21 protein-coding genes and 1 tRNA gene are annotated in these 24,988 nt (G+C 53.2%); 9 read left to right on the forward strand and 13 right to left on the reverse strand.

Annotation, left to right across the window (positions count from 1 at the left end; all coding sequences use genetic code 11):
- Positions 1 to 14: 14 nt before the first annotated feature.
- On the reverse strand, positions 15 to 815 hold the full coding sequence (gene purC, locus GRI39_RS03190) for a phosphoribosylaminoimidazolesuccinocarboxamide synthase (RefSeq protein WP_160738220.1): 801 nt from the start codon (positions 813 to 815) through the stop codon (positions 15 to 17).
- Between the two features lie 329 nt (positions 816 to 1,144).
- Between purC and GRI39_RS03195 the strand changes: the two genes are divergently transcribed.
- On the forward strand, positions 1,145 to 4,144 hold the full coding sequence (locus tag GRI39_RS03195) for a TonB-dependent receptor plug domain-containing protein (RefSeq protein WP_160738221.1): 3,000 nt from the start codon (positions 1,145 to 1,147) through the stop codon (positions 4,142 to 4,144).
- Between the two features lie 16 nt (positions 4,145 to 4,160).
- Here GRI39_RS03195 and GRI39_RS03200 read toward each other — a convergent pair whose 3' ends face one another.
- On the reverse strand, positions 4,161 to 4,991 hold the full coding sequence (locus GRI39_RS03200) for a DUF1932 domain-containing protein (protein WP_160738222.1): 831 nt from the start codon (positions 4,989 to 4,991) through the stop codon (positions 4,161 to 4,163).
- Between the two features lie 200 nt (positions 4,992 to 5,191).
- On the opposite strand from GRI39_RS03200, the gene GRI39_RS03205 reads away from it, so the two are divergent.
- Together GRI39_RS03205 and GRI39_RS03210 are read left to right on the forward strand one after the other, a co-directional pair.
- Positions 5,192 to 6,988 (forward strand): diguanylate cyclase, encoded by a 1,797-nt coding sequence (locus tag GRI39_RS03205; RefSeq protein WP_160738223.1) that lies wholly within the window; start codon positions 5,192 to 5,194, stop codon positions 6,986 to 6,988.
- A 131-nt stretch (positions 6,989 to 7,119) separates the two neighbouring features.
- A complete protein-coding gene (locus GRI39_RS03210; RefSeq protein WP_160738224.1) occupies positions 7,120 to 8,253 on the forward strand; it encodes an acyltransferase family protein in 1,134 nt (377 codons plus the stop codon).
- A 190-nt stretch (positions 8,254 to 8,443) separates the two neighbouring features.
- Here GRI39_RS03210 and GRI39_RS03215 read toward each other — a convergent pair.
- From GRI39_RS03215 to infA, 5 genes are all read right to left on the reverse strand, one after another.
- Positions 8,444 to 8,519, reverse strand: a tRNA-Phe gene (locus tag GRI39_RS03215).
- Between the two features lie 85 nt (positions 8,520 to 8,604).
- Positions 8,605 to 8,778: a DNA gyrase inhibitor YacG gene (locus GRI39_RS03220; RefSeq protein WP_160738225.1), complete on the reverse strand. Its 174-nt coding sequence runs from the start codon at positions 8,776 to 8,778 to the stop codon at positions 8,605 to 8,607.
- Complete coding sequence (locus GRI39_RS03225; protein ID WP_160738226.1) at positions 8,775 to 9,743, reverse strand: ribonuclease E/G; 969 nt, start codon at positions 9,741 to 9,743, stop codon at positions 8,775 to 8,777. The genes GRI39_RS03220 and GRI39_RS03225 overlap by 4 nt, the downstream gene beginning before the upstream one ends.
- A 6-nt stretch (positions 9,744 to 9,749) precedes the next feature.
- The gene (locus tag GRI39_RS03230) at positions 9,750 to 10,346 is read right to left on the reverse strand and encodes a Maf family protein (RefSeq protein ID WP_160738227.1); all 597 of its coding nucleotides are present in this window, start codon (positions 10,344 to 10,346) and stop codon (positions 9,750 to 9,752) included.
- Positions 10,347 to 10,378: 32 nt separating this feature from the next.
- Positions 10,379 to 10,627: a translation initiation factor IF-1 gene (infA, locus tag GRI39_RS03235; RefSeq protein ID WP_120325352.1), complete on the reverse strand. Its 249-nt coding sequence runs from the start codon at positions 10,625 to 10,627 to the stop codon at positions 10,379 to 10,381.
- Positions 10,628 to 10,873: 246 nt separating this feature from the next.
- Between infA and GRI39_RS03240 the strand changes: the two genes are divergently transcribed.
- Both GRI39_RS03240 and uvrC read left to right on the forward strand, forming a co-directional pair.
- A complete protein-coding gene (locus GRI39_RS03240; protein WP_160738228.1) occupies positions 10,874 to 13,411 on the forward strand; it encodes a TonB-dependent receptor plug domain-containing protein in 2,538 nt (845 codons plus the stop codon).
- Positions 13,412 to 13,473: 62 nt separating this feature from the next.
- Positions 13,474 to 15,423 (forward strand): excinuclease ABC subunit UvrC, encoded by a 1,950-nt coding sequence (gene uvrC, locus GRI39_RS03245; RefSeq protein ID WP_160738602.1) that lies wholly within the window; start codon positions 13,474 to 13,476, stop codon positions 15,421 to 15,423.
- Between the two features lie 13 nt (positions 15,424 to 15,436).
- Here the strand turns inward: uvrC and GRI39_RS03250 are convergent, their stop codons facing one another.
- A complete protein-coding gene (locus GRI39_RS03250; RefSeq protein ID WP_160738229.1) occupies positions 15,437 to 16,354 on the reverse strand; it encodes an acyl-CoA thioesterase in 918 nt (305 codons plus the stop codon).
- A gap of 210 nt (positions 16,355 to 16,564) precedes the next feature.
- Positions 16,565 to 18,655 (reverse strand): sodium-translocating pyrophosphatase, encoded by a 2,091-nt coding sequence (locus GRI39_RS03255; RefSeq protein ID WP_160738230.1) that lies wholly within the window; start codon positions 18,653 to 18,655, stop codon positions 16,565 to 16,567.
- A gap of 287 nt (positions 18,656 to 18,942) precedes the next feature.
- On the opposite strand from GRI39_RS03255, the gene GRI39_RS03260 reads away from it, so the two are divergent.
- Both GRI39_RS03260 and GRI39_RS03265 read left to right on the forward strand, forming a co-directional pair.
- Positions 18,943 to 19,893, forward strand: a complete 951-nt coding sequence (locus GRI39_RS03260) for a fatty acid desaturase (RefSeq protein ID WP_160738231.1) — start codon at positions 18,943 to 18,945, stop codon at positions 19,891 to 19,893.
- A 24-nt stretch (positions 19,894 to 19,917) separates the two neighbouring features.
- The gene (locus tag GRI39_RS03265; protein ID WP_160738232.1) at positions 19,918 to 20,112 is read left to right on the forward strand and encodes a hypothetical protein; all 195 of its coding nucleotides are present in this window, start codon (positions 19,918 to 19,920) and stop codon (positions 20,110 to 20,112) included.
- A gap of 7 nt (positions 20,113 to 20,119) precedes the next feature.
- On the opposite strand, the gene thiL is transcribed toward GRI39_RS03265, so the two are convergent.
- A complete protein-coding gene (gene thiL, locus GRI39_RS03270; RefSeq protein ID WP_160738233.1) occupies positions 20,120 to 20,995 on the reverse strand; it encodes a thiamine-phosphate kinase in 876 nt (291 codons plus the stop codon).
- A 57-nt stretch (positions 20,996 to 21,052) separates the two neighbouring features.
- On the opposite strand from thiL, the gene GRI39_RS03275 reads away from it, so the two are divergent.
- Complete coding sequence (locus GRI39_RS03275) at positions 21,053 to 21,883, forward strand: S1/P1 nuclease (RefSeq protein WP_160738234.1); 831 nt, start codon at positions 21,053 to 21,055, stop codon at positions 21,881 to 21,883.
- A 22-nt stretch (positions 21,884 to 21,905) separates the two neighbouring features.
- Positions 21,906 to 22,625, forward strand: coding sequence for an extensin-like domain-containing protein (locus GRI39_RS03280; RefSeq protein ID WP_160738235.1), 720 nt, complete (start codon positions 21,906 to 21,908; stop codon positions 22,623 to 22,625).
- A 158-nt stretch (positions 22,626 to 22,783) separates the two neighbouring features.
- On the opposite strand, the gene phoB is transcribed toward GRI39_RS03280, so the two are convergent.
- The 3 genes from phoB to pstB form a co-directional block, all read right to left on the reverse strand.
- Positions 22,784 to 23,473, reverse strand: coding sequence for a phosphate regulon transcriptional regulator PhoB (phoB, locus tag GRI39_RS03285; RefSeq protein WP_160738236.1), 690 nt, complete (start codon positions 23,471 to 23,473; stop codon positions 22,784 to 22,786).
- 76 nt (positions 23,474 to 23,549) lie between these two features.
- Complete coding sequence (gene phoU, locus GRI39_RS03290) at positions 23,550 to 24,218, reverse strand: phosphate signaling complex protein PhoU (protein WP_211371410.1); 669 nt, start codon at positions 24,216 to 24,218, stop codon at positions 23,550 to 23,552.
- A complete protein-coding gene (gene pstB / locus GRI39_RS03295; protein ID WP_160738604.1) occupies positions 24,218 to 24,964 on the reverse strand; it encodes a phosphate ABC transporter ATP-binding protein PstB in 747 nt (248 codons plus the stop codon). The genes phoU and pstB overlap by 1 nt, the downstream gene beginning before the upstream one ends.
- Positions 24,965 to 24,988: the final 24 nt, after the last annotated feature.

Below are 24,988 nucleotides of genomic sequence, written 5' to 3' on the forward strand. Positions count from 1 at the left end.
CCCGTTTCGGTATCTTACTTCTTGGGAGGCGTGTTGCGCATCCGGCTGCGGTGGTTCGCCATGTCGAGCACTTCGCCCGGCCCACCATCGGCATTTTCGAGGAGACCCAAACGGCGAGCCACTTCCTGATAGGCTTCTTCTTCGCCGCCAAGATCACGACGGAAGCGATCCTTGTCGAGCTTTTCGCCGGTCTTCATGTCCCACAGACGGCAGCCATCGGGGCTGATTTCGTCAGCAAGGATGATGCGACTGAAATCGCCATCCCAGATGCGGCCAAATTCAAGCTTGAAATCCACCAGACGAATATCAATCGCGGCGAACATGCCGGACATGAAATCGTTGATACGGATTGCCATGGAAGAAATGTCCTGCATTTCTTCAGGGGAAGCCCAGCCGAAGCAAGCGATGTGTTCTTCAGCGATCAGCGGATCGCCCAGAGCATCATCCTTGTAGTAATATTCGATCAGCGTGTGCGGCAGGGGATCGCCTTCTTCCAGGCCGAGGCGCTTGCAGATGGAGCCTGCCGCCACATTGCGCAGCACCACTTCAATCGGCACGATTTCACACTGGCGAACCAATTGTTCGCGCATGTTGAGGCGGCGGATGAAGTGGGTCGGGATGCCGATATGCGAAAGACGTGTGAAAACATGCTCCGAAATACGGTTGTTGATCACGCCCTTGCCATTGATGGTGCCTTTTTTCTGCGCATTAAACGCAGTTGCATCATCTTTGAAATATTGGATCAAAGTACCGGGTTCAGGGCCTTCATAGAGAATTTTGGCCTTGCCTTCGTAGATCTGGCGGCGACGGGACATGGGCAATGCATCCTTCAGGAGCGCAAAAGACGTCGCCCCGGCAGTGCGGGCCTTCCGCAATGAAGAATCATACGAAAGGAACCAGAAAGCCGAGGCGTTTAGCTGAGCCTATATGCTCAAAAGTGACATAAGGCAATTCTAGCCCGATGCCGCGTGATTTTGCCATCATAACTCCTCGGAAAATAAAGTATTCCCGGTTTCTTACTGACATTTTTGCAAGCCATTCGCAATTGACCTCAGGCGCGATCTGGTCAAATGCGTCGCCTGAAAACAAAACAGATAGGGTTCGAATGATGTTCCATGGACGCAATTGGCGAGGGGCCTCGCCTATGGTTCTCACGCTTGCTGGCGGCTTGGTCAGCACTGCCATGCCCATGATAGCGCAAGCGGCTGACGCTAATGGCCAAGGGTCAGCAAGCACAGAAATTCTTGTGACGGGAACGCTGATCCGTCAAGCCTCCGAAGATGCTGCGGCGCCGGTTGATGTTATCACTGCTGAGGATCTGGCGGAGCAGGGATCGCCCACCATGGTCGACCTGATCCGCCAATTGCCCAATTCCAATGGCACGCTGGCGGAATCCGCACAGTTCGATTCCCGCAGCCAGTTCAATGAAGGCACGGCCTCCATAAACTTGCGCAGCCTTGGCCCGCAGCGGACGCTGGTGCTGTTGAACGGCAAGCGCATGGTGTCGAGCGCATCGGGCAATGTGCCGGTGGTGGACATCAATATGATCCCCGCCGCATCGCTGGCACGGATCGATATTTTGAAAGATGGCGCGGCGGCAACGTATGGTTCCGATGCGATTGCCGGGGTGGTGAACTTCGTCACCCGCACCGATCAGGAAGGGTTTCTGGTTGGCGGAGACTATCGCTATATTGATGGCTCCGATGGTGACGGCAGTGTATCGGCCAGTTGGGGCGGAGCGCTGGGTGGTGCCCGGCTGTTCCTATCGGCGGGCTATCAGCACCGCTCCGAACTCAAAACTACTGACCGCGCTTTTGCGCGTAAGTCATATGATGAAAACCCGCAGGGTGGGTGGTCTGGCGGGGGCAATCCCGGTAATTTTGACTTTAACGGTTATGAAGGCGGTCTTTCCTTCACGTCCGATGAAGGATGCGAGGCGCTGGGCGGTTTCCGTTCACGCCCCGGATCGAATACTGATCTGTGCAACAATGATTACCTGTCTTATTCCAACCTCATCGAGCCGGAAGACCGCTATCAGTTCTTTGGCGATCTGGACGTGCCATTGGGTGACAGGGTTAATCTCAGGCTGACGGGCCTCTATGGCCATACGGATACGGTGCTGACTACCACGCCAAGCTATCTGCCGACGATCTCACCATCTGAGAATGCGGCCTATGGCGGCACCGGGCTGTTTGTCATCCCATCCTATTCACCTGCGCTGATTGACTATTGCAATCGCTATGGGGCGCAAGCGGGCTGTTCACTTGGGAATGATGGTAAGCCCGATCAGGCAGCGCTGGCTTATCCTGTGCGCTTTCGGCCTTTGCTGACATCAGGCAATCCACTTTATGACAATGACCGGGGCGCGGCTGTGCTGGACCGGCATTCTGATTTTTATCATGTGTCCGGTACGCTTGATGCGAAACTGTCAGACAGTCTCAACCTCAGCACCAGTGTCACTTTCAGCCAGTATGATCGCTATTTTCAGGGCGGTGATACATTTGTCGATTTGTTACAAAATGCGCTGGCAGGCTTTGGTGGATCGAGTTGCGCCTATGCCACGCCTCAATCGCGCGCTAGTCTGAGTGATAGCCAGCTTGCTGCATTGGCTGGCACCAATGGCTGCCTGTTCCTCAATCCCTTTTCCAGCGGGGTGGAACGGAACACCATCACCGGCATCGCCAATCCCAATTATGCTGGCACGAGCAACCCGCTGGGATTGGACCTCACCCCCGGTGCTGGCCTGATAAACGGCCCGGATGTGGCTAATAGTTTCTTCACCGTGATCGAACGCGGGGCCAATACGCGGCAGTGGGTCGGCGATATGGTGCTGTCCGGCGCAACGGGGCTGACGCTGCCCGGCGGCGATGTGCAATTCGCACTTGGCGGGCAATATCGTAACAACCGCTATGCCCGGTCCTATGGCGCGACGAATAATCTTGATGTTTACCCATGCCCTGGCTCGGTGCTGGTCGCCAATGCCACGTGCGACACGGAAGTGGGTCCGATTGGCTTTCTGGGGTCCAACCGCAATGTGTCTGTTTTCAGCGATGTCTGGGCAGTGTTCGGTGAATTACGGCTTCCATTGACCGAGCAAATTCAAGCGCAGATTTCCGCCCGTTATGAAGATTATGGCAGCCGAACCGGCTCCACTTTCGATCCGCAAATCCGTCTGAAAGCACAGGTGAACGATTGGCTGGCTTTGCGGGGCGGGGTTGGCTCCACCTTTCGTGGGCCACCATCGGAAACCACCGGTGCGGATCTCGTGGTGATGAACTTCATTGGTGGTTCTTTCCGTCCGGTTGACCAGCGCGCCAACCCCGCGTTGAAGCCGGAAAGAGCAACCACTTACAATGCCGGGCTGATCGTGGAGCAGGGGACATTCAGCGCCAGCCTTGATTATTGGCGCTATGATTTCAAAGGCGCGATTGAAGGCGAACCAGTGAACGGGATTGTTTCTGCGCTCTTCGGAGCGAGCGGCAATGCCAATTGCGGCAATCCTGAGTATGCCGGGCTGGAAGGACGCTTCACCTTTTCCGGGGATGTCTGCTCAGCTTCCAATGTTCAGCGCTTCACCACCTATAATATCAACTCTGCCGATGTGAGTACCTCAGGCCTTGATTTTCAGGTCAAGGCGCAAGCGGCGCTTGGTGGCGTGATAGTGCAGGGCGGGGCGTCAGGCACCTATGTGATCGAATATAAGGTTGGCGATGTGGTGGTGGAAGGCATCACCGTGCAGCCAGCCTTCGATGCTGTGGGCAGCCTCAACTATCAAACCACCGCTTATCCTCTACCACAGTGGAAGGGGCAGGCCTTTGTGCAAGGTCTATGGGGTCAGCAATCGCTGCGTTTCCAGCTTAATTACATCGATGGTTATACCGATCAGCGAGGGGATGCAGTGTTCGGCCCTAACAATGGTGCTTTGGCGGGCAGTGCCGTGACAGCTGGTAAGCATGTCGGCAGTTTTACAACAGTTGATATGACCTACCGCGTCACTCTGCCGAGCCGTACCAGCCTGTCACTCACTCTGAGCAACATCTTTGACGTGGCGCCACCCTTTGCCCGGCTTGATCAGAATTATGACCCGCTAACAGCCAATGCGCTGGGGTTCACGGCCAAGCTTGGCGTGTCGCAGGCATTTTAGCATCAAGCCTTCGTGCTTATTTGAGCAGGGCTTGCAGACTGGCAAGCTCTGCTCCTTCTGGCTCGGCAGCGGCGCGGTCCGTGAAGAATTGGGCTAACCCCTGCCAGATCATCGCGGCGGCGGGATCATCTTTTGCCAGGAAACTGCTGATTTCGGCCATTTCGCCATCCCAGCGATAGGCTTTAGGGTACATCTGTGGAATTGTGCGGCGAGAATTTTCCAGCAAATGCCGCTGTGAAATTTCGAACTCGGCGCGCAAATTCTCACCAGCACCATGGCGCTCTGCCGCCAGCAGCAAAGCGGTAGTCAGGCCGATAATCCCCTTGTTGATCCCGCCATAACACATCTTGAGCGCGCTGACCGAACCAATCGGCCCGCTGAGAATACGAACATCGATGCCATAGTTCGCCAGTATCTTGAACGCGCTGGCTTGAGGGCCTGAAACATAGAGCCTTGGGCCGTCATGATGTTCAGCCGGGGGCGCGCCGATAATTCCACCATCCGTGGCGATACCACCGAGTGCTTCCACGCGTTGAGCGAGGGAGTGCATCGTTTCAGGTGAAATCGCATTGGCATCGCAAAAGAGTGGAGACTTGTCTTGCGCGAATAAGGGGGCAAGGCTTTCCACAACACGGCCAGCTTCCACAGGTGGTACAATCGACAAAACCAGATCGGCGAGTGCCATTTCAGCAATAGGCACATGCTCCATGCCGCTTTGCGTAGCACGCTTCTGACTAGCATCACTTCGGCCATCGAGATTGGTCAGCACCCGGCAGCCATTTTCCTTCAACCGACGGCCCATTCCAGCGCCCATGGCTCCTGCACCGATGATGGCAATTGTTGGCATAATTTCCTCTTATCTCAGACATCGAGCTCATGCGGTTTTCTGGACACTTTGGCTTCCTTTGAACGCCTCTTAGGTGCCTTTAGGTTCCGCTCAGTATCTTTTCGAGTGTCGAAAAATCTTGCCTGGCAATGGCGATATTTTGAAACTTATCGACTTGTTAATCCTTAATATTTTATCATCTGTTAATGTTAAGGCCCTCCGTGCAAACCCTTAGAAATATTTTTTGGCCCGTTATCATCGGGCTGGCTTATTACGCTTTGGCTTTCGCCTCTTTTCACCTTTCAAGAGGGGAAACGGGGATTGCAACGGTGTGGCCGGCAAGCGGTCTATTTGTCGCAGCTTTGCTTCTCGCAAACCGTCAACGCCAGTTCTGGATTATCGTTGCGGTGATGGTATCCAGCACGGTCGGTAATATAGCGGATAGAATTCCGCCGATGGTTGCCTTGGGCTTCAGTTGTTCCAATGTAGCAGAAGCTATTTTGGTCACATGGCTCGTTTCACATGGCGGAAAAGCGCAGTTTTCTCTTGATGATGCAGATGCAGTTAAGCGTTTTGCCGTCGCGGCAGTGCTCGGTGCATTATGGAGCGCATGCCTTGCCATGGCCATTCTAGGCTATTGGAACAGCCGCTTTTTTATCTCCTGGTTCACCACCGTTGCTTTGGGAATTTTGATTGTCACTCCTGTCATCATGCTGTTCGCCAGCGCCGTAACATCCAAGCACAGGCCACTTTCCTTAACAGATATTTCCCGGTCTGTGGCTTATTTCGCACTGGTCGGCGCTGTAACGGGCGGTGTGTTCTTGCAGAGCCGCTTTCCACTCCTGTTTTTACCGCCCGCCCTTGTATTGATGGTGGTCTATCGTCTCGGAACGCTTGGTGCCGCAGTCAGTGTTACGCTGATTACTGCCATTGGATCTGTCGCAACAACTACGGGGTTTGGACCAATCCATCTGATTGATGCCAGCTATGATACTCAGGTTTTATTCCTCCAGTTCTATATTTTGATAATTTTGGCTTCAACAGTTCCTCTCGCTGTCGTCCTTGCTGAAAGCAAACGGATGTTTTCTCGCATTAAGAGAGGCATTCGGTTGATAGAGATGGCGGAACGCACGGCTCATGTCGGGCACTGGCATCTCAACCTTGTGACTGGCGAATTGTTCTGGTCAGATGAGGTTTACAAAATTCATGGGAGAGATCAGAGCTATAAGCCTGAACTCGATACCGCGATTGACAATTACCACCCGGATGATCGCGCATGGATCATCCAATTGGTGGAGAATGCGGTCAATGAGGGGCAGCCGTTTGACACAGATGCCCGAATTGTTCGTTCCGATGGTGAAATCCGTCATGTTAATACAAGAGGTGAAGTGGAAACTGACACTGTAGGGGGCATTATCGGCCTCTACGGGGTCTTTCAGGACGTCACACGCCGTGTAGAAATATTGCGGGAATTAGATCAGGAACGTCAGAGAGCGCAGGATGAGGCCGAGCGAGCAAAGCTCTTGGCAGAAACTGATCAACTGACGGGTATTGGTAATCGGCGCAAATCCATGGCTGTTATCCAGGCAGCAATTGATGAAGCGCGCGCTCATAACCAGTCGCTGTCTGTGGCCATTTTGGATGTTGATCACTTCAAGCGCATCAATGATCGGCTGGGTCACGCGACCGGTGATGAAGTGCTGAAGCAGATTACCAATCAATGCAGCATGAGTGTGCGTGAAAAGGATTTTGTCGGACGCTTGGGTGGCGAAGAATTTGTTATAGTCTTGCCGGGGGCATCACCCGAAAAATCTCTCGCCATCTGCGAGCGTGTCAGACAAGCGATAGAGAAGTTCAAATGGGCTCCTTTGCCGATTGCTAATGTGACCGTCAGTATCGGCTTAGCATCATACTCAGTGCAAAATGGAAGTCTCGAAGAGCTGCTTAATGAAGCTGATAAAGCGCTTTATATTGCCAAGGATTCGGGCCGTAATCAGCTCATTAGCTTAGTGGCGTAAAGTTGTATTTTTGGCCGGCCTCCACCGAAGGCTGGAGCCATGCTGGAAGACCTCGCTGCATTATGTCGGCGAGATTAGCGTGTTCGCAGATATTACGGCCTGATGTTTCAGGTGGGGATTATACCTCCGAAATGCTTGATCGAACTGCAAATCCAAGACCTCTTGAACTGAATGCCAGCGTACGTAACGCCGGAATCGATGTCATTCGCGTGGCCATGACAATGCTGGTTATCCTGCATCACACGGCCATCAGCTATGGCGGTTCGGGCGGATGGTTTTGGCGGCAGGAGCCGAACGCCTCGAATTTCCTGTTGGTGATGTTCAATGCGATCAACCAATCTTATTTCATGAGCGTTTTCTTCCTGCTGGCCGGTTATTACACACCGCTTTCCTATGAACGAAAGGGGCCTGTGCGGTTCATTTCAGACAGGCTTTTACGGCTCGGCCTCCCGCTCTTGGCGTTCTTCTTCGTGCTTTATCCGCTGACAATTGCGATTGCGCGTATTGGCGAGGGAACACCATTCGGGCAGCAATGGTGGGCTCTGATCATGGCTGGCGATTTTGGACCTGGGCCATTGTGGTTTGCCTTGGCATTGTTGATCTTTGCTGCATGTTACGTGCTGGTGAAGCTCGCTAAGCATCAAGATCAACCGGCATATTCACTGGAAGGACTACCCTTATGGGCTACTATAGCTCTTACCGGTGTTGCCATCGGCCTGACGAGTTTTGTGGTGAGGTTATGGATACCAGTGGGAGAGGAAGTGCTGTGGCTCCAACTGGCTTATTTCCCATGTTATATCTTTTTCTTCACGGTCGGCTGTGTTGCAGCGAAATCCAAATTGCTTGAGAGAATTACCTTTCGTGACGCGCTTCCATGGATAGCAGCCTCGATCATCGTTATTTTGACTTTGCCGCTGATGGTATCGCTGCGAGGGCTTCAGGGATTTGATGGAGGGTGGACAATCAATGCTCTGTTTTATGCTCTATGGGACCCGTTCGTCGCTTTTGGGGTAATTCTGGGCCTGTTTGCTGCTGCAAGGAAGTGGTGGGCTAAACCCATATCCGTGACAGTGGCGCTTGGGCGCTATGCTTTTGGGGCATTCATCCTGCATCCGCCTGTGGTCGTTGCATTCAGCATATTGACGGCTAATTGGCCTGTGGCGCCCTTGGCGAAGTTTGCTATCGTCGGTTGTGCAGCCTGCATCGGATCTTTTGCTGCGTCAGGTGCCATCAGGATAGTGCCGGGCGTGAAGCGGGTCATATAGTTCGAACTTGCGCTTCGCTGCAGGAAAAGGACTAGCTCACCCCATCCAATCTGATTCGGTTTGCGCGAGGAGATTGAAGAGGCACCGTCTGCAATGATTGGCGGACGAGCAAGCACCGCGCCTCCAACTTTGCCTTACATCTCGGCTATTCACGCCTAAAGGCGTACATATAATACTTATATCTGGAAGATGGTGCCCGGAGGTGGATTCGAACCACCGACACTACGATTTTCAGTCGTATGCTCTACCAACTGAGCTATCCGGGCTCCGCATTTTTAGGCGGTCGGTGACCGACCGTCTCGCGGTGTGAGCGGGCCTATGGCGTGCTGAGACGATCTTGGCAAGGGGGAATTATGTCTCATTTGAAATATCATTGTCAGTGGCTGGTCTACCGGGCACGGAATATCCCTCATTGAACCATTGTGCGAGGTCGCGATCGCGGCATCTGGCGGAGCAGAATGGGCTGAATTCCTCGCTACGAGGCTTTTTGCAGATCGGGCAGGGGCGTAGTGTTTTCGTGGTCATAATGGCACTGACTGTGCGAATCCCGCCTCAATCGCAAGCTCAGGAGATCCTTTAAGGCGAATTTCTCTGCCAGTACGTCTTGCAAGATCAGAATGAAAAGTGGGCGAGATTCGTTCTAGTACTGATGGGTGTGCTGTCAGCAGAATAGCCCCAGCACTTTCCAGATTTTCAGCCTGCCGTAGAAGGTGCCTTGCAACCAGATCGAGGCGCTGACCATGAGCGCGATGAAAAAGTGATGGACGAGCAAAGCGGCTGACGATGTGAACAAAGCCGAACCCGCTCATTGCGGTGCGTTCATGTGGCCAGTTGGACAGTGCCAGCTCTAATGCTTGATCGACAGCTTTACGGTCGGCTTTGGTTTCCAATGTCGGGAAATCAATGCCTATGGAGCCTCCGACCTCAAACAAGCGAAAAGCCTGCGCCACTGGGGCAATAGCGGCCAAGGCGAGTTCAATCCCTCGCATATTCCCGTCGATATCAATCAATGTCATTGCAGGCGTAGGAGAAAACTGAAGAGAACCGCCGGAAAAGCTAATCTCAGCCTCCAGAGCGTCAGCTATAAGGTCATCCCACCCATCGACTGGGAAGCGATAAACTTCCTCAGCCTGGTACCCCTCAGCGCGAAGATCTGAGGTAAGATCAGCAGCTCTAACAGCTTTAGTGCTGGGGTGTGCATGAGCCAGCTTTGTCCGTTTCGCCTCGCGGATGGCACCGCGGGTGACTTCAACTCTCAGCAATCGTCCTTCAGAAGCATCTTGAGGTAAGTGATCAACCAGAGCCTCTTCGCCACTTGGAAACAGCACCGTTCCACGCGATGACCCTGATTTGCGAGAAATGAGCTTTGCGTCATCCACCTGCCCTGCGGACAATTCGTCGAGCCATTGAAGTCGTGCAGCCGTGATACGGCCTTTTTTGACTTCCAATGCGCGCTGTTCGCCGATCCCATTCTCGACAAACCAGACCATGGCAGATCAGGCGAGCGAAAAACCCGCGGACTTCAGAAGTGCGCGGGTTTCAAACAGAGGTAATCCGACCACTCCGGAGTGGCTGCCCTGTATCCAATCAATCAAGCCTTCGGCACTGCCTTGGATCGCATACCCACCGGCTTTGCCATGCCATTCACCCGATTCGATATAGCAGCGAATTTCTTCGTCGCTCAGCCGTTTGAAACGAACGTGAGTTTCGCTCATTTTCTCGCGGATAGAGCCATCAGGTGCTTGCAAAGCGACGGATGAATAGACGCGGTGGCGCCGGCCTGAGAGCAATTCGAGGCATTTGCGTGCTGTGGTTTCGCTCTCTGCTTTCGGCAGAATACGACGCCCGGCAGCGACGACGGTGTCACCGGTTAATACAAAGGCTTGTTCATCACTGATAGCCTGCGCTTTTTCTATGGCCATCCGGCGTGCGTAGACGCGCGGAATTTCATTTGCTTGCGGTGTTTCGTCAATATCGGCAGGTACGACGCGCGCTGGCTCTACACCGAGACGGGCTAAAAGTTCACGCCGTCGCGGGCTAGCCGAACCTAAAACGAGAACCGGGAGCAAGGGCATCTGCGCTAAGTTCACCATTTCATTTGTGTTTGCGGTGATTGGTTAAATCCTCAGGAGGATGGTCCGGGTCCACCACGACCAGGCATAAAGCGGTAAGTGATGCGACCTTTTGTCAGATCGTAGGGCGTGAGTTCGACAAGAACCTCGTCTCCCACCAGCACGCGAATGCGATTTTTACGCATTTTGCCAGCTGTGTGGCCGAGAATTTCATGGCCGTTTTCAAGCTCGACCCGGAACATCGCATTGGGAAGCAATTCCACCACCCGGCCGCGCATTTCGAGAAGTTCTTCTTTTGCCATGTATTTCAGTTTCCAGAATGATTTGTCTGCATGGTGGCGCGCCATAGTCCTAAGCGAAGCAAAAGGGAAGCCTTGGAAGCATTTCATAGAATCGAAAGGACGGTTCATCGAAGGTTCGTGCTCTTGCCACTAGCCGTAATTAAGTGCCGAGCGACATTTTGTTACAACCTGTGACTTGCTGTTTGGGCGGCTGACGAGGCATTGCCTAAACGGGAAGGGTAGTGTTAGATTTTTAGGGGTATCGCGTTGCGACCATCTAATTGTTCCAGTTCGATCGCACTTGCAGTTGCCTTTCTGGTTTCTGCACCCGCTTATGCACAAGATGTCAGCCAGCCAGAAGGTGCTGTTGACGATGCTGATGAAATTATCGTTGTGGCGGAAAAGTTGCGTGGTCAGGTTGATGCGCCTCAGCCTCCCATTCTCGTTCTGAACGAGCAGGACATCGCGGCCTATGGTGCAGGCTCGCTGGCGGAACTCATTGAGGTTCTTGCCCCTCAGACCGGGAGTGGTCGGGGCAGGGGTGGTTCGCCCGCTTTTCTCGTCAATGGGATGCGTATTTCCAGCTTCCGCGAGATGCGCAGTTACCCGCCTGAAGCCATCAAGACGATCGAGATTCTACCTGAAGAGGTGGCGCAAAAATACGGTTTTTCTGCAGATCAGCGAGTGATCAATATTATCCTCAAGGATAATTTTACCAGCAAGCAGGTCGAAGTCGGATATGGGCAACCGGGTAAAGGTGGGTATTCCAAGGAGGACGCGGAGCTAACCTATTTGCACCTTCAAGGGGTAAATCGCTTCAACGTAACGGGCAACCTCACAGGTACCAGCATGTTGACCGAGGCTGAGCGCAACATCTTGCAGACCGATAGCTCGCTTTCACCTGTCGCAAATGATCCCAATCCAGCAGCTTACCGGAGTTTGGTTAGTAAAGCGACGGAGGGAGAAGTCACTGCCAACTGGTCACGCAAGCTAGCGGAAAACGGTGCGTCACTCAGTTTGAACGGCACTTACGAGCTTTCCGATACGACGAGCTTGCAAGGGCTTAACTCTGTACGGCTGCAAGATCCTGCAGGGAATTCCGTGCTCCGTACGTTTGGTGCAGCTGATCCCTTGGAGAACACTAGCCGGACATCCACCTACTCTCTTGGCAGCACGTTCAATGCGCCTTTGGGGAACTGGGATATTTCGGCAACGCTTGATTCGAGCTTTGCCAATTCTCGTACTTTTACCGATCGAGATGCGGATACCGACGGCTTGATATCGGCTGCCAAAGCCGGAACTTTTGACATCTTTGGTGAGATTCCGGATTTAGGCGATGCGGGGCGAGACACTGCCCGGACGAAAACCTACGCAGCCAGCACTCTGGTGACCGCTATGGGCAGTCCGCTCACCTTGCCAGCGGGCGATGTCTCGGTGACATTGGATGGAGGTTTTGACTGGAAGCGTATCGAAAGCGCTGACACGCGTAATGTCGATCGGGACATTCAACTCACTCGCGGTGATATTTCTGCAGGCGCAAATGTCGGAATTCCCATCGCTAGCCGCCGCGAAGGCGTGCTTGATGCGATTGGCGATCTTTATTTCAATTTGTCAGGCGGTGTTGATCGGCTTTCAGACTTTGGAACTTTGGCCAATTGGAGCGCCGGTTTTACTTGGGGGGTTACACCCAAACTGACGTTCACCGCTACGCACATTGCGGAGGATACAGCCCCTACATTGGCTCAGCTGGGAAATCCTGAAATCGTTACCAGCAATGTTCAGGTCTACGATCTCTTGAACGACGAAACTGTGCTTGCGCGGGTAACTTCAGGCGGAAACCCTGACCTCTCCAAGCAGAGCGCACGCGATTGGAAGTTTGGCCTTCAGTGGGAACTGCCCTTCTTGGAAAGGTCCAACATCAATATCGAATATTTCCGCAATCGCACCAATGATGTAGTGGCGTCTTTCCCCACACTGACGCCAGCGATTGAAGCAGCTTTCCCTGACCGAGTGACGCGCGACGCTGATGGTATGCTAATCGCGATTGATCAGCGGCCGATTACCTTTGACCAGCAGAAAGAAGAGCGCATCGATATCGGCATCAATTTGTCTGGATCTTTCGGGAAGGCAGAAACCCCTGCTGATGGACGTTTCCAGGGGCGTCCGGGGCGCGGGGCGCGGGGAGATAGGCAGGCTGGAAAGCCAGCAGATTCTACTGGTGCTGAAGGCAGTCAGCAGAAAACCCCTGATGAGTCGCAAAACGCTGATGGAGCTGAAAAAACCAAACAATCTTCTGGTGGTCGTCGGTCTCGTTTTGGTCCTCCCGGCGGTGGGAAGGGGCGTTGGTTCGTAAATCTTACCAATTCAATTGAGTTGAGAAATCGCGTTTGGATTGCTGAGAGTGGGCCGGTGTTGGACCTTCTTGAAGGTGATGCCCTTAGCAGTAGCGGCAATCCACGATACAGTGCCAAGCTGCGTGGGGGGATGTTTTACCGTGGCTTTGGACTACGAGCAGACGGGACTTACACCGGAAAATCGCATGTTGATGGCACGAGCTCTAACGTTTTCTTCGATGATTTGATTACTTTTGATGTCAGGCTTTTCGTCGATCTTGGTCAGCAGGAAAGTCTGACGAAGAAGCTTCCTTTGCTCAAAAACTCTCGCATTTCGTTCAAGGTCGATAATGTGTTCGATGCACGTCAGCGTGTGACTAATAATGAGGGAGAGATCCCATTGCGCTATCAACCTTACCTTATCGACCCAACCGGACGTTTCATTAGTTTGGAATTGCGCAAACTGTTCTGATTACATCCTAAAGCGCTCTCTTTCGGGGTGACGACATGGCCGGGAGGGCCTATCTCCCGGCCATGTCCGAAAAACCTGCCGAACCACGTAACAGAGACAGCGCTGAACGTTTCCATGAAGAACGTGCCACAGATACCGTGCGCTCTGCTCAACCCGATATAGAGCTGGGTGTGCAGGCCATTCGTGACACTGTTAAGGTGCTCAAGCCCAAGCCTGGTGTGTATCGAATGCTCGATGCACGCGATGACGTATTATACGTTGGTAAAGCGCGAGCGCTTAAGAACCGCGTCGCCAATTATACTCAAATCGCCAATCTCACCAATCGCCTGCAGCGGATGGTTTCGCAAACCCGGCGGATGGAGATTATCACCACCAACAGTGAAGCAGAGGCGTTGCTGCTTGAAGCGCAGCTTATCAAGCGCTTTCGTCCACCATATAATGTGTTGCTGCGTGACGATAAGAGCTTTCCATTTATCCTGTTGCGCTCAGACCATGAGTTCCCACGGATAATGAAACATCGCGGGGCACGCAAAGCGAAGGGTAATTACTACGGCCCCTTTGCTAGTGCCGGCAGTGTCAACACCACAATCAATGCGCTGCAAAAGCTGTTTTTGCTGCGCAGTTGCACCGATAGCTTCTTTTCCCGGCGTGATCGGCCATGCCTCTTGTATCAAATAAAGCGATGCAGCGCGCCTTGTGTCGAACGGATCGACAGTGCTGGCTATGATGAGTTGGTACAGCAGGCGAAGGATTTCCTTGGTGGAAAAAGCCTCAACGTGCAGCGCAAGATCGAAGAGCAGATGCAGGAGGCGGCTGAGGCACTGGACTTCGAACGCGCTGCGATGCTGCGTGACCGGTTGCGAGCGGCAACCTTCATTCAAGGCAGTCAGGCGGTTAATGCTGAGGGTGTCGGTAATGCGGATGTATTTGCGCTGGCCAGTAAGGGAGGGCAGGTTGCAGTGCAGGGCTTCTTTATCCGTGGCGGACAGAATTGGGGCCACCGAGCATTCTTTCCTCGTCACACGCAGGACGTCAGTGAAGAAGAGGTATTGGCAGGAGTACTCGCGCAATTTTACGAGGAAGTCCCACCGCCACGAACCATTCTACTGGATCGTGAATTGCCTGATGCCCGGATATTGGAAGAAGCGTTAGGGGCTGGTGAAGGGCATCGTGTGGAATTATCCGTCCCGCAGCGTGGAGATCGCCGCAGGTTGATGGAGCAGGCCCAGCGCAATGCAGTGGAAGCGTTGGACAGGCGATTGGCGGAAAGCGGCACTCAGGCACGGATCATGCGTGAACTGACCGAATTTCTCGAGCTTTCAGAAAGCCCTGAGCGCATCGAGATTTACGATAACAGCCATATTCAAGGGACAAATTCAGTCGGCGGAATGGTCGTTGCTGGGCAGCAAGGTTTCCTGAAAAACCAATATCGCAAGTTCAACATCAAAAGCGCTCAAACCAATGATGATTTCGGCATGATGCGCGAAGTGATGCATCGGCGCTTCTCCCGCGCCATGAAAGACGATCCTGACCGGGATCGGACCGATCATGGCGTGTCGATCTGGCCGGATCTGGTACTTATTGATGGTGGAAAAGGTCAGATGAGCAGCGTTAAAGATGCGTTGGAAGAGTTGGGTATAGAAGATGTTCCGTTGATTGGCGTCTCCAAAGGGCCGGATCGCAATGCGGGGCGCGAAGTTTTTCATTTCCCGGATGGCCGTGAAAAGACCTTGCCGTTGAATTCTCCGGTGTTGTTCTATTTACAACGCCTTCGCGATGAAGCGCATCGTTATGCCATTGGGGCGCATCGCGCCAAGCGTAGCCGGGCGATAAGCGCATCTCCACTGGATGAAATTCCCGGCATCGGTCCTTCACGTAAACGCGCATTGCTGCTGCATTTTGGCACAGCAGGTAAAGTGCGTGCAGCCAGCCTTGATGATTTGAAGCGAACACCTGGCATTAGTGTCGCTGTGGCTCAACAGATTTACGACTTTTATCACACTGGTGGCTAGGGCGATGACGTGATTAGCCGCGTATGTTGCAGGCTGGTGTACGGGAAGGGCGGATCATACCTTCCTGCGCTACGCTGGCTACCAGCCGGCCGTCCTGAGAAAAAATCTGCCCTCGGTTGAAACCTCGTGACAGGCCGCTCCAAGGGCTTTCTGTTACATATAGAAGCCAGTCATCCGCTCTGAAATTGTCATGAAACCAGATTGCGTGATCAAGGCTGGCAGCTTTCACTTCGCCCTTGTGGTAGCTCAAGCCATGGGGCTGAAGGCTGGTTGAGAGCAGGTTGAAGTCACTCGCATAGGCCAGCACGCCGCGGTGGATTGATTGCGTGTCTGGAAGCTCAGCAACGGTGCGGAACCATACGTGTGACACAGGTGGACGTTTCTGCGGATCGAGCCAATCTCTTGGCTCTACCGATCTAAAATCAATTGGGCGAGGGCGCAGGAGTATTTCTCGCATCGGCCCAGTAACTTTTTGAGCCAGTTCAGTTCGAATTACAGCATCAGACCGCAATTCTTCAGGTGTCGGCACATTCGGCATCTGGGGCAACTGATGCTCAACGCCTTCCTGCGGGCATTGGAAGGAAATGGTCAAATTGAGAATGGGCTGGCCCTGCTGGCTTGCCACAACTCTGCGATTTGAAAAGCTTCGACCGTCAAAATCGCGCTTTACGCGAAATTCTACATCGTGGTCAGCGCTTCCACCACGCAAGAAATAGGCGTGAAGTGAATGTGTATGGCGGTCATCAGGAACCGTTCGACGCGCCGCACCCAATGCCTGAGCAATTACCTGACCGCCAAATAGTCGGCCTGTTCCACCTTTACGGTGGCGGCCAATATATCGGTCCCCCCCCCGCGGCTCCAGATCGAGCAGCAAAACCAGCTCCGCGACGAGCTGTTCGGGTATCGGGCTGGCATTTGGCGTTTGGTTCATTGCCATGTCATTGAAACCCTGCCGTCACTTCGTCAATGGACTGGATGCATTTAGCTAAATCTAGTGTGCAGAGAGCCACACTCAATATTGCGCTGCAGCAATACTGAGTGTGGCCTCAAAGTGCTTCAGTCTTCAATTGCACTATTATGAACTATAAGGCGGCAATTGCAGATAAACTTTTGAGCCCACTAAAATGGCTGCAAGGCTCTTTTACATGGCCAAAGCTGATAACAGCAGCAGTGCGACAATGTTGGTGATCTTGATCATCGGGTTAACGGCTGGACCTGCGGTATCCTTGTAAGGATCCCCGACGGTGTCACCGGTCACGGCTGCTTTATGAGCTTCAGACCCTTTGCCGCCGTGATGGCCATCTTCGATATATTTTTTGGCATTATCCCACGCGCCACCGCCAGACGTCATGGAAAGGGCCACGAACAGACCGCTGATAATGACCCCCAACAATAGGGCCCCAAGTGCAGCAAAGCCGTTTTGTTGACCAGCGACGAAGGTAATCGCAAAGTAGACTATGACTGGGGCAAAGACAGGAAGCAGCGATGGGACGACCATCTCTTTGATCGCAGCCTTGGTCACCATATCCACGGTGCGAGCATAATTGGGTTTGGAAGTGCCGAGCATAATACCGCTATCATTCGCAAACTGTTCGCGGACATCTTTCACGACATCACCGGCAGCCCGGCCCACTGCGGTCATTCCCATTGATCCAAAGAGATATGGCAGCAAGGCTCCGATGAGTAGCCCTACGATGACATATGGGTTTTCCAGGCTAAAATTGACGTCGACGCCTGGAAAGAACTCCGTGAGGTCAGTGGTATAAGCGGCAAAGAGCACCAATGCCGCCAGGCCAGCAGAAGCAATTGCGTAGCCTTTGGTGACAGCCTTTGTGGTATTGCCGACAGCATCCAGCGCGTCAGTTCTTGCTCGGACAGTATCATCCAGCCCGGCCATCTCTGCAATGCCGCCGGCGTTATCTGTCACCGGGCCATAAGCATCAAGCGCAACAACCATGCCAGCAAGCGCGAGCATCGCAGTCGCAGCATATGCAATGCCGATGAGCCCGGCCAGTTGATAGGAACCTATGATCCCAGCGATAATCACCAGCGTTGGCAGTGCCGTTGCCTCCATACTGATAGCCAAGCCTTGGATGACATTGGTGCCATGCCCTGTTTCTGAAGCTTTAGCGATGGAGCGAACCGGGCGATATTGTGTGCCGGTGTAATACTCCGTGATCCAGATAATCAGGCCGGTGATAACCAGCCCAATCAGAGTGCATAAGAACAGGTCCCATCCTGTAAAGCTGATGGACTGGCCGATGGAAGCACTCATGTCGCCAAGCGCATACTGAAATACCACGAGTATTGCGGGGATCGACAAAATAGCTGTGACTAAAAAGCCTTTATACATGGCGCCCATGATAGATTGGCTTGAGCCAAGGCGGACAAAGAATGTGCCGATAATGGAGGTAATAATGCACACGCCGCCAATCAACAGTGGTAGACTCATCATGGGAACAAGCGCATCACCAAGACCCGTCATTAGTAATGCTGTCAGCACCATGGTTGCGCCAACTGTCACCAAATAGGTCTCGAACAGATCAGCGGCCATACCAGCGCAATCACCGACGTTATCGCCCACATTGTCCGCAATGACAGCAGGGTTCCGTGGGTCATCCTCAGGAATACCTGCTTCAACCTTGCCGACCAGATCAGCCCCAACATCTGCAGCTTTGGTGAATATTCCACCGCCCAGACGAGCAAAGATCGAAATCAACGATGCCCCGAATGCGAGGGCGACCAAGGCTTCAACGACAGCTCGGCTATTGGCAGCCAGCGCCATGGGAACGGTCAGCACGTAAAAAGAGCCGGCAATTGCAATAAGCGCGAGTCCTGCCACCAACATTCCGGTAACGGCCCCGGATTGGAAGGCGAGCGTGAGTCCCTCTTGCAGCCCGCTGCGCGCAGCTGCGGCTGTGCGTACATTGGCGCGAACAGAAATGTTCATTCCGATGAAGCCTGCCGCACCCGAAAGCACTGCACCTATTACAAAACCGATTGCTGAAATCCATCCAAGGAAAATGGCTAGAACCATTGCCGTGACAACGCCAACAATCGCAATCGTCAAATATTGACGCAGCAAATAGGCTTGGGCACCTTCCTGAATTGCTGAGGCTATGCGTTGCATCTCCTCATTGCCAGGATCGGAACTCAGAACTTTGCGGCTAATGAATATACCGTAGATGATGGCCGGAAGACCCAGTAAAACGGCTATAATAGAAAGATTCACGTAAACCCCTCCCCCTGCTGATCACTGCCTTTTGGCACGTTGATTAAAAGAGCACTGACTGCGCTTCGCAAATTAGTAGCTCATAATTGTAACGTTAGGTCTGCAATTTTTAGTACGCAAGGAAAAGACGATAAGTCTGAGGAAGGCACATCAATCGATACCAGTTGCTCAATTTTGTTTACCCGCTTGTCTACTCAATGGAAAAGATGGTATATAAATGGTTAACAAATTAGTAGGGGGCGTTTTAAATGGCGGACGGTCCGTTTAATCATTCTGATGACCAGCCTATGGTAAAGGACAAAGATTCCGCGTTTTTTAACGTAGAGACTGATGCTGATCATGCACTGCCGCTCCATTCTGGCGATAGTCTGGACCGTCATACCCGTCGAAACCTCCGTAAAGAAGAAATAGAAATTGCACGGCAATTCCATAGCGGCCGCATGTGGCCCTATGTCGTTGCAGCATGGGGATGCTTTGCAGTTTGGTTGTCGTTTTTTCCTCTCGCAATTATGGGCTGGTTAAACCTGCCGCTTGCTTTTGTTTTGTCCTGCATTTTCGCGACCGGCGGGTATGTGACCAGCCATGAAGCCATGCATTCCAATATTGCCCGTGAGGGGACGAAATATCGCTGGGTCAATGAATGGGTGGGGAAGGTTTCGACAATTCCGATTGTCTTTCCATTCTCAATGGCCCGTCTGATGCATCTGGAGCACCATTACCATTGCAATGATCCGGTCAAAGATCCGGATTATACGGATGAAGCGTCCAACATGTTCGCTGCATGGTACAAGACCTGGTATAACCGCCAGCCCGGTGTTGATGGGTCGATCCATCACTACAAACGTATCCTCGCCGGTATGGGAACGCCTGCTGCGGAAAAAGCCCTTAAAGATACGATGAAACTCCAGTTGATATTCATGACTGTTTTGTTTGCAATGGCGTGGAGCGGATATGCGATCGAAGCAGCCCTGATCTGGTGGTTACCCCGCCATATCGGCCTTTCTTACATCCGGTTTTACCTCAGTTGGGCTCCGCATCACCCCCGTGAAGGAAAAACCAATCGGTACGAAACAACGCGGATTTTCAAGAGTCGCCTCGGCCATGTGATGTCAATGTGCATGGAAACGCATCTCATCCATCACCTCTATCCGGGAATTCCTAATCACCGGACAAAGGAGGCGTATTTCGCGCTGAAACCTATACTCGAAAAGCGCGGTGTTGATACTTCAGCGCTCTAGGCAGAGGAAAGAGAGTAACAACTCATGGAAGCAGCAGTTAAGAAACTGTTCCACTGGATGCCGTTCCTGTTTGGTATTGGCTTTATTGCGCCGTTGATTGCGCAAACTATGGTGGCTTTGCATGTGGAACCACCTTTCGGCCTCAGCCCAATCCTTTTTGGTCTGTTAATTGGCATCCCGTGGGGCTTCCAGACTGTTATTCGGGGGCGCTGGCTTTAGGCGACGTTCACTTGTGAATATAGCCTAAGTCCTTAGAATCTATCAGCCATTTGCCATCCAGAAGGAGCGGGGATGTTCCCCGTTCCTTCACTTTGCCAATGCAATAAGCAGGCATGGGGAGCTTCGTAGCGCTGGGTGCAGTGAACAGAAGCTCATAGTCATCCCCCCAACGGATGGCGTCTCTATGGCGTGTTTTGGGGGCACTGATCGGAATGGCAGAACTATCGATCGCCAAGCTCATTGCGCTTGCTTCTGCAAGACGCCAGCTATCTAGCAGTAGTCCGTCTGAAATATCCATCATTGCGCTGACCAATGGCGCTAGAGCTTGGCCTTCCGCTAAGCGAGGAACTGGTCGACGGTAAGCGAGACTATCTGCATCTTTACCGTCTCGTAGCGCTTCAAAACCTATCATTGCAGCACCCACTGGCCCGGTGACATAAATACTATCACCAGGTGATGCTTTGCTGCGCGAAGGAACGGGGGAATATGTTGCCTCTCCTATGGCGGTTAGGCCAAAAGTGCGGGGCGCTCCACCAGAAACGGTATCGCCCCCTAAAAGTGGCACGTCATAGGTGGTTAAAATCTCCCGTAACCCATCGAGAAACCTTGTATCGGCGTCCCCAAGCATATGGCCCAGTAAAACACCAACAGGTTTGGCGCCTTTCGCTGCAAGGTCGCTGAGATTGGTAGCCACAAGTTTCCAAGCGATGTCTGCTGGGTCTTGATCCTTAAGAAAATGGATCCCTTCGACCATTACATCATAGGTCAAAACCAGCGTTGCACCGCCAATTTCAAGCACAGCAGCATCATCTTGCAAGCCCCGTGCGGCAGGGTGGTTAGCTAAGCTGCGAAGACCAGCAATGAATTCGGCTTCCCCTTTCATCTCTTTGCCATTTGGCTAGAGGAGATAATACCCACGCTCCGCATTACAGGATCAGCCATGAAACGCATTTCTTCCATTCTCTCGGGCATGAGCATTGCAATATCTCTTGCCGCAGCAAGCCCTGCCTATGCCTGGGGACCTATAGGCCATCGGGTAAGCGCGGAAATAGCCGAGCGCAACCTGGACGGACGAACGCGGGCTGAAGTCACGATGATTTTGCATGGTGAAACTTTGGCAGAACTCGCCACTGTGCCTGATGAAATGCGCTCTGATCCAGATAAATTCTGGCAGGAAACATCTCCACCCTATCACTATGTCACCTTGCCCAAAGGGGTCGATGCAAGCCAGTTGCATCACCCTCCACAGGGTGATGCGATTACTGCATTAGATCATTATACAAAAGTGTTGCGTGATCCGGCAGCCAGCATTGATGATAAGAAATTGGCGCTGGCTTTTGTGGTTCATATCGTGGCTGATCTCCATATGCCTTTGCATGTAGGGAATGGGACAGACCGTGGTGGCAATGATTTCAAGGTGAATTGGTTCGGTCAGCCGGAAACTTTGCATTGGGTGTGGGATGAAGGGCTCATCCTGCATCAGCAGCTTAGTTTTAGCGAATATAGCGACCGTTTGGAGCGGGAGACGACCCCGGAGCAGCAGGTGAAGTGGTGGGTCCCGACACCAACAGTTTGGGTGGAGGAAAGCGCGCAATTGCGGGATTCTATCTATCCTGCGACTGGTCCTGACCAAGGTGCTGGGACGATTGAATCCCCGGTAAATTTGTCCTGGGATTACGCCTACAAAGAAACCCCTCGGATGGAGCACCGTTTGGCTCAATCAGGCGTTCGGACGGCCGCTTATTTGCAATGGGTTTTTGCAGATAAGTAACTATTTTCAGTTACTTAGAATCATGAAGCTCGCTGAATTTCTAAAAAGCCCTAAGGTAGATTTGGCGGCTGTGTTTCTGCTGATGGCACTTGGCGTGTTTTTGTTGCTGCGAGTGTGGCTTCAGGATCATCCGCAGCATAATCCTTGGGTACCTCTGGATCTGCGCGATCCTCCAGGCTGGACGACACGGCAAAAGCTGGCTGATTTACGCGTTAATTCAGATGCTTGCAGAACGATTCTTGAGCGCAGTGGCATTGGTTTTGTCAGCTACGAACCGGTAGGGGAGGGGGCGTGCAGGCGGGATGACCGGCTGAGTTTGACGCGCGCGCCGCTTTCCCCCTCTTTACCGCAAACAAGTTGTGCGGTTGCAGCCGGTTTTGCCATGTGGTTTGCGCAGTCAGTGGAGCCTGCAGCACGCAAAATACTGGGGTCTGGTATTGCCCGAATTGAGCATCTGGGAAGTTATAATTGCCGCCGGATCAATAGTGGTAAGAGCGGTTCGTGGAGCGAACATGCTACTGGCAATGCCATTGATATTACAGGATTTACACTTGAGGATGGCCGCCGGATCAGTGTGCTGAAAGATTGGCAGAGCGGTGATGAAAAGGGGCTGTTTCTGCGCGCAGTTCGTGATGGTGCCTGCGGTGTTTTCGGAACTGTCCTATCACCTGACTATAATGTCGCACACGCCGATCATTTCCACCTCGACCAGCAGAAAAGAACCTGGGGTGTTTGTCGATAGAGGGGCGGATAAGAGGGGCAGAGAGCGACCTAAGGCGCTCTAAAGGTACAGAGCGTTCATTTCACAGCGATCAGAACGATACCTCAAACCGTCTATCCAGTCCTGACCATTCCGGGACGGCCACTCAACGTCCCGGAATGGTCAAGTTGCATGACTGTTCAGACCGCTTCCATCGCATAGCCAGCCGAGCGGACCGTGCGGATCGGATCACCTGCGTTGCCCACCGCAATGGCTTTGCGCAGGCGGCGAATGTGAACATCCACCGTGCGTTCTTCAATTTCACTGCCGGTGCCCCAGACGGCATCGAGCAATTGCCCGCGCGAGAAAACGCGGCGGGGATGTTCCATGAAGAATTTCAGCAAGCGATATTCTGTTGGGCCGACCTGCAATTGCTGGCCACGGCGTTCAACGCGGTGGGCTACCGGATCGAGCTTTATATCGCCCACTTCGATGCATTCGCCGGCAAGGGCGGGGCGCACGCGGCGGAGCACAGCGGCGACGCGGGCCAGCAATTCGCGGGGAGAGAAGGGCTTGGTGATATAATCATCGGCCCCGGTTTCCAATCCGCGCACGCGGTCATCTTCGGCTTCACGCGCGGTGAGCATGATGATCGGGACGTGAGCGGTGGCTTTATCCCGGCGCAAGCGGCGGCACACTTCGATGCCGCTAGTGCCTTCAACCATCCAATCCAGAATGACCAGATCGGGTGTTTCTTCGGCAGCCAGCACAAGGGCTTCATCGCCATCGGCGGTAACACGAACAGAATAGCCTTCGCTGTCGAATCGATATTCGAGCAGTTCGGCCAGAGCCTGATCGTCTTCTACAAGCAGCAGTTTGGGTGCGGACACATCATTTCCCTTTCGTGATATGTCCCCAACCATTCAAATGTTACCAGAATGCGACAAAACTGTCGTGCATGGCAGATCAACGCAATTCATCGGGCGGATACTCCCCTGTAGCGGCATAATGAACCATCTCGGCAACATTGGTGGCATGGTCGCCAATGCGTTCAATATTGCGGGCCACGAACAGCAATTGTGCAGCGCTGGAGATGGTGGCCGGATTTTCCACCATATAGCTTACCAGATTACGGAAGATGCTGTCATAGAAAGTATCAACGCGTTCGTCGCGCTGGATCACTTCACGCGCCAGAACCGGATCGCGCGCGGCATAGGCCGTGAGCACATCATGGACCATTTCTGCGGCCACTTCACCCATGACGGGGAGCAGTGTCAGCGGATCGAAGCGCTTGCGATCTTCCACATCGCCTACCCGGCGAGCAATGTTCTTGGCGTAATCGCCAATCCGTTCGACTACGCCAGCGATTTTGAGCGCTGCGATAATTTCACGCAGATCGTCGGCCAGTGGCGCACGCAGGGCCAGCACGCGAACCGCGAGCTTATCCACTTCGCTTTCCAGCGTGTCGAGTTTCTTGTCCCGCTCAACCACCTGCTGCGCGAGTTCAACATCACCATTCACCAATGCCTGTAGCGATTCCTGAATCGCCACTTCTGCCAGGCCGCCCATTTCGGCGATCAGCCCGCGCAGGCGGGTGATGTCTTCGTCAAACGCCTTGACCGTATGTTCTGTCATCAGCCGTACCTGCCTGTAATATAATCCTTTGTACGCTCTTCGCGCGGATTGGTGAAAATATCTGAAGTTTCACCATATTCCACCATCTTCCCGAGGTGGAAGAAAGCGGTCCTTTGCGAAACGCGCGCAGCTTGCTGCATTGAATGCGTTACGATCACGATAGCATAACGGCCACGCAATTCGTCGATCAATTCTTCGATTTTGGCGGTAGCAATCGGATCGAGCGCCGAACAGGGTTCATCCATCAGGATAACTTCAGGCTCAACCGCGATGGCGCGCGCAATGCACAGGCGCTGCTGCTGCCCACCGGAAAGTGCAGTGCCCGAATCGCTCAGGCGATCCTTCACTTCTTCCCACAAACCCGCACGGCGCAGGCTTTTTTCGACGATCTGATCGAGATGATCCTTGCCATCAGCCAGCCCGTGAATTTTGGGACCATAGGCGATGTTTTCATAAATCGTCTTCGGGAATGGGTTGGGGCGCTGGAACACCATGCCCACACGGGCGCGCAATTGCACCACATCCATTCCGGAGCGATAAATATCATCACCGTCGAGTTCGATCGTGCCTTCGACACGGGCGGAGGCAATCGTATCATTCATGCGGTTCAACGTCCGCAGGAAGGTTGATTTGCCGCAGCCCGACGGGCCGATAAAGGCGGTGACATGATCGGTTTCAATATCAATCGATACGCTGTCGATTGCCTGTTTCGGACCATAAAAGACCGAAACGTCACGAGCGCGCATCTTGGCGGGGGAGTTTGCGGAAGT

This window comes from Altericroceibacterium indicum (assembly GCF_009828105.1).
GTDB lineage: Bacteria > Pseudomonadota > Alphaproteobacteria > Sphingomonadales > Sphingomonadaceae > Altericroceibacterium > Altericroceibacterium indicum.